Source organism: Streptomyces sp. SolWspMP-5a-2 (genome assembly GCF_900091845.1).
Taxonomy (GTDB): domain Bacteria; phylum Actinomycetota; class Actinomycetes; order Streptomycetales; family Streptomycetaceae; genus Streptomyces; species Streptomyces doudnae.
The window spans coordinates 1-4669 of sequence record NZ_FMCI01000296.1; the positions used below are offsets into that span (position 1 = coordinate 1).

Below are 4669 nucleotides of genomic sequence, written 5' to 3' on the forward strand. Positions count from 1 at the left end.
GGCCGATGTCGACGGCGGCGCGGCCCGCGGCGGAGGGCAGGTGCACGGCCATCCCGGCGTCGGCGCCCGCGGAGGCCACGACCCGTTCCAGTTCGTCGCGCCGGGTGGTGATGGAGAGCGCGGGGGCGACGGCGGCGGCCTCCCGCTCCGCGTTGGAGAACGCGCGGTCGCGGGCCATCTCCTTGACGACCAGGCCCAGCGGGACCGCGAAGGCGACCACGACCATGGCGGTGACCGCCAGGCAGACCTTGACCAGTGCCCATCTCATCGCGGCTGCCCCGCTCCCGCCGGCGGCTCCAGCTTCACGCCGACCCCGCGCAGGGTGTGCAGATAGCGCGGGCGGGCCGCCGTCTCGCCCAACTTCCGGCGCAGCCACGACAGATGGACGTCGATGGTCTGGTCGTCGCCGTAGCTCTGCTGCCAGACCTCGGCGAGCAGCTCCTTGCGCGGGACGACGACGCCGGGCCGGGCGGCCAGGAAGGCGAGCAGGTCGAACTCGCGGCGGGTGAGGTCGAGTCGGACGCCGTCCAGCTCGGCCTGGCGGCGCAGCGGGTCGACGGTGAGGCCGCCGACGCTCAGCACGGTGGAGGGCGCGGCCTCCGCACCGGCCGCGCGGGAGCGGCGCAGCACGGCGGCCATCCGGGCGGAGAGGTGCTCCACGGAGAAGGGTTTGGTGAGGTAGTCGTCCGCGCCCGCGTTCAAGAGGCGAACGATCTCCGCCTCGTCGTCCCGCGCGGTGGCGATGATCACCGGGACGTCGGTGATGCCGCGCAGCATCTTCAGCGCCTCCGATCCGTCCAGATCGGGCAGTCCGAGGTCCAGCACGACCACGTCGAACCGGAAATGGGCGACTTCGCGCAGCGCCTCCAGTGCCGTGCCGACGCTGCGCACGGTGTGCGCGGCGTCGGTCAGGTGCCGGATCAGCGCCGATCGCACGAACTGGTCGTCCTCGACGACGAGCACACTTGCCATGCGCCGCACCGTACGCCATCCGGGCGAGGCCGGTCCGGGCCTGTGGACAACTCCCGGGCGGGCGACAGGCGTGGGGCGGGTGGGGCAGGATGGCCCCCGATGCGCAGAGGACTCGTACACGTACTCGCTTGGACGCTCGCCACGGGCGCGGCGGCCACGCTGTCGTGGTGGGGTGTGCACACGGTGATGGCGGGCACGGCGTACGACCCGCCGCGCGCCCTGCCGATCACGGCGGCGGACGCGACGACGCAGGAGTCGAAGCCGCTGGCGTCCGCGACGAGCCGCCCGCCGACGCCGACGTACTCGCCTCCCCCGCCCGCCCGCACCCCGGTGGCGACCCCGTCGAGACCGGCGCCGCCGAGCCCGACGCCCACCGCCGCGCCGACGCCGAGCACGTCGGGCGAGGTCAAGTCCTATGACACCGACGGCGGTCGGGCGGTCTTCGACCTCGGCACCGCGTCGGCGACCCTCGTCTCGGCGACGCCCGGCTCCGGGTGGTCGATGCAGGTGTGGAAGACGGAGAGCTGGATCCGCGTGGAGTTCACGGCGGGCGCGGACCGGGTGTCGGTCTTCTGCACCTGGCACGACGGCCCGCCGCGGGTGGAGATCGGCACCTACTGACCCGTCAGCCGCGCCACGCGACCCGGTGCTCGCGCAGCAGGGCGAGGACCGCGTGGTTGGCCTCCCAGCCGTCCGGGAACTTCACCAGGGTGCCCAACTGGACGGGTTCCGTGGACGGGTAGTCGTCCAGGAGGTCGCCGACGCCCTCCCGGCAGACCACCACGCACGCGTGCCGGTGCCGGGAGGCCAGCACGCAGAGGCGGCCGGTCTCCAGGTGGAAGGCGGTGGCGTCGGGGCGGCCGGAGAGCGGGTGCAGGACGACGGTGACGTCGTACTCCCTGCCCTGGAGCCGGTTGGCGGTGTCCACGGTGACGTCCGTGACGCCGAGGTCGGCCAGGGCCGCGCAAACCGCCGACGCCTGGTCGCGGTGGGCGGTGCCGACAGCGATCCGGTCGGCGGTGAGCGGCGCCGGTTCGGGCGCGCGTTCCGAGATCGCCGCGCCGCCCCGGTCCAGGAGCCGCCGCACCACCGCGGCGACCGCCCGCACCGCCTCCGGGTCGGTGCGCGGGGTGTGCCGGGCGGGCAGCTCCAGCAGGCCCCAGCCGGACCGCGCCGCCTCGTCGATCACCTCGTCGGGGCCCGACCCGTCCGAGGGGACGGCGAAGGAGAGCCGCCGGTCCCCGTGGCCGGTGCCGCTGCGGAACGGCGTGTACGGGTAGAACGCGGCCGACACCAGGGGCGCGGCGGAGGCGGGCAGCCGCCAGGAGACCGGCAGCCGGTGCTGGGGCAGCTCCGGGTTGTGGGCGAGGAGCGTGGAGACGGCGGACGCCGACGGGTCGTAGGACAGGCCCGCCCACTGCTCGCTGCCGACGATCGAGAACGGGTCCAGCTGCCCGGGGTCGCCCACGAACAGCGCCCGTTCGAAGAGTCCGGCGACGGCGAGCAGGGAGTCCGAGCGCATCTGGTACGCCTCGTCGACGATCGCGTGCCGCCAGGGCTCGTCCACGGTGACGTGCGCCCACTTGGCGGCCGTCGAGATCACCACGGCGAGACCGGCGAGGTCGCGCGCCTTCGCCGAGGTGCGCACGCTCGGCAGCTCGTCGAGGGCCTTGTCGTAGGCGTCGGCGTCGCTGCTGTGCAACCGGCCGACGGGCAGCTCGGGGTTCTTCTCCGCGAGCCGCAGCACCAGGTCGTCGACCTGCGCGTTGGTCTGCGCCACCACCATCAGCGGGCGCCCCGCCTCGGCCAGTTCGAGCGCGGCCCGCACCACGAGGGTGGACTTGCCCGCGCCGGGCGGGGAGTCCACGACCACACCGCGGTGGGCGCCGTGCAGGGTGTCGCGCAGGATCGCCCCGGTGGCGCGCGCCGCCTCGGCTCCGGGGTCGAAGTCGGCGGTCACAGCACGTCCTCCTCGGTCACGCGGTCGGCGGCCTCGGGCCCGGGGGCGCCGGGCGGGCCGCCGTGGGTCCACGGGGTGTCGTCGGGTTCGGGGAGCTTGGGGCCGCCGCGCTGCTCGTGCTCGAACAGGGTGCAGCAGAGCAGGTCGCCCTTCTCGGGCACCGAGCCGTCCTCCGGTTCCTTGCCGCGCCCCATCCGGTCCAGGACGCGCAGCGTGACGAGGGTGCCGTGGACGCTGTCGTCCTCGTACCCGACGCACTCCGCGGACTGCGGTTTCCCGCCCAGCGCGCGGTACACCTTCGTCCGCTCGCCGAGCTGCGGACGGTCGTCGGTGCGCAGCGTCACCAGCGGGCGCGGGCTGGGCCGTCTGCCCTCGCTGTACGCCATGACGACGTCGATGACCTCGCCGGTGAACGCCTCCCCCGACAGCCTCCGGCCCGCCATCACCAGCGGGTCGTCGAGCGCCTCCTGCGCTTCCAGGCGGGCCTGTTCGCGCTCGCGCGCGGCGAGCTTGTTCGCGGCGGTGACGGCGTCGTCGCGGCGCGGCTGCGGGGGTTCGCCCGCGGCGATGCGGTCGCGCTGGCCGGTGAAGGACCAGCGGTCGCGGGTCCAGCGTTCCTCGACGTGCGCGCCGACGGGCAGTTCGCGCAGCAGGTCGAGCCCGTGCCACACCGCCTCCCAGGCGGGCCTGGCCCGGCTCTCGACGAGGGCGCGGACGCGGTGCTCGGCTTCGGTGAGTTCCCCGAGCCCGGTGTCGGCGGCGAGGCCGTCCTCGGCGGCGGCGAACGCGGTGCGGGCCCGGTCGTAGCGCTCGATCGCGGGGGCGAGGAGCTTGTTGTCGAAGGCCGGGTCGGTGGCAGGGCCCGCCGGTGGGCAGCGCAGTTGGCCCTCGGCGTCCCGGGCGATCTCGGCGAGGAGCGCGGCCTCGGCGCCGGTGCGGCCGGGCGGCGGGTCGATCCAGGCGAGCAGGGCGCCCAGGTGCTGGTCCTCCAGGGTGGACTGGCCGGTCGCCCAGTGCCGGGAGAGCAGGTCCGTCATGGCGGGCAGCAGGGACGCGCCGGGCACCCGGGCCCGTTCGCCGTAGTGGGTCAGCCAGCGGCCGAGCAACGGCACGCGCGGGGGCGCCGGATGGGGTGTCTCCGGGTCCTCCTCCGCCGTCCGCCGGAAGCGCATGGAGCGGCCGAGCAGCCGCACGAACTCCACGCCCGCCCGGCTGGGGACGATCAACTGGGGCGCGTCCGCGCAGAGTTCCACCTCGACCTTGACCCGTTTGCCGGTCTCCGGGTCGGTCTCGTTGCGCTCGGCGGCCTCGACCGCGTCCGCGTAGCCGCCGATGTACGGCAGGACGATGTCGGCCAGCTCCGCGAGGAACCCGAACCGCAGGTCGCGGTCGCGGGGTTGGGGCACGACGAGCAGCCGGGGCGCGTCCCGGTCGGTGCCGACCAGCGCGCCGAGCGGGGCACCGGCCTCGCCCGCGGTGGTCAACGGCACAAGGACCAGGGGCCGTTCGGAGAGATGCCGGTGCCGGACGGTGGCGGCGGCCTGGGCCCGCCCGCTGCTGACGGCCTCCAGCCGGGCCAGCGTGGAGATCAGCGACATACGGCGCCCTCCGGGACGCGGGAGACACGGCCACGGGAGACCCGGCCGTGCGGGGACGGGACAACGTCAGTGGCGGCGAGGCCAGTTGTTTCGGCGGGGCGGGTGAGCCCGACGCCCCTGGTGAGGCCAACAGGGTCGC

Annotated in this window: 4 protein-coding genes and 1 pseudogene; 1 reads left to right on the plus strand and 4 read right to left on the minus strand. The window is 75.1% G+C overall.

Annotation, left to right across the window (positions count from 1 at the left end; genetic code table 11):
* Window positions 1-268 (minus strand): annotated as a pseudogene (locus GA0115242_RS29455) (two-component sensor histidine kinase); the annotation flags it as partial.
* Complete coding sequence (locus GA0115242_RS29460) at window positions 265-972, minus strand: response regulator transcription factor (RefSeq protein ID WP_093833819.1); 708 nt, start codon at window positions 970-972, stop codon at window positions 265-267. The gene GA0115242_RS29460 and the pseudogene GA0115242_RS29455, both read right to left, overlap by 4 nt.
* A 99-nt stretch (window positions 973-1071) precedes the next feature.
* Here GA0115242_RS29460 and GA0115242_RS29465 point away from each other — a divergent pair, with 99 nt between their 5' ends.
* A complete protein-coding gene (locus tag GA0115242_RS29465) occupies window positions 1072-1593 on the plus strand; it encodes a hypothetical protein (protein ID WP_093833821.1) in 522 nt (173 codons plus the stop codon).
* A gap of 4 nt (window positions 1594-1597) precedes the next feature.
* Here GA0115242_RS29465 and GA0115242_RS29470 read toward each other — a convergent pair whose 3' ends face one another.
* Window positions 1598-2932, minus strand: a complete 1335-nt coding sequence (locus GA0115242_RS29470; protein WP_093833823.1) for an AAA family ATPase — start codon at window positions 2930-2932, stop codon at window positions 1598-1600.
* Window positions 2929-4530 (minus strand): hypothetical protein, encoded by a 1602-nt coding sequence (locus tag GA0115242_RS29475; RefSeq protein ID WP_093833825.1) that lies wholly within the window; start codon window positions 4528-4530, stop codon window positions 2929-2931. The genes GA0115242_RS29470 and GA0115242_RS29475 overlap by 4 nt, the downstream gene beginning before the upstream one ends.
* Between the last annotated feature and the right edge of the window lie 139 nt (window positions 4531-4669).

Bases quoted from the DNA above. Each gene is read 5' to 3' on its own strand.
- GA0115242_RS29465 (WP_093833821.1), top strand. From the start codon at position 1,072: ATGCGCAGAGGACTCGTACACGTACTCGCTTGGACGCTCGCCACGGGC.
- GA0115242_RS29475 (WP_093833825.1), bottom strand. From the start codon at position 4,530: ATGTCGCTGATCTCCACGCTGGCCCGGCTGGAGGCCGTCAGCAGCGGG.
- GA0115242_RS29460 (WP_093833819.1), bottom strand. From the start codon at position 972: ATGGCAAGTGTGCTCGTCGTCGAGGACGACCAGTTCGTGCGATCGGCG.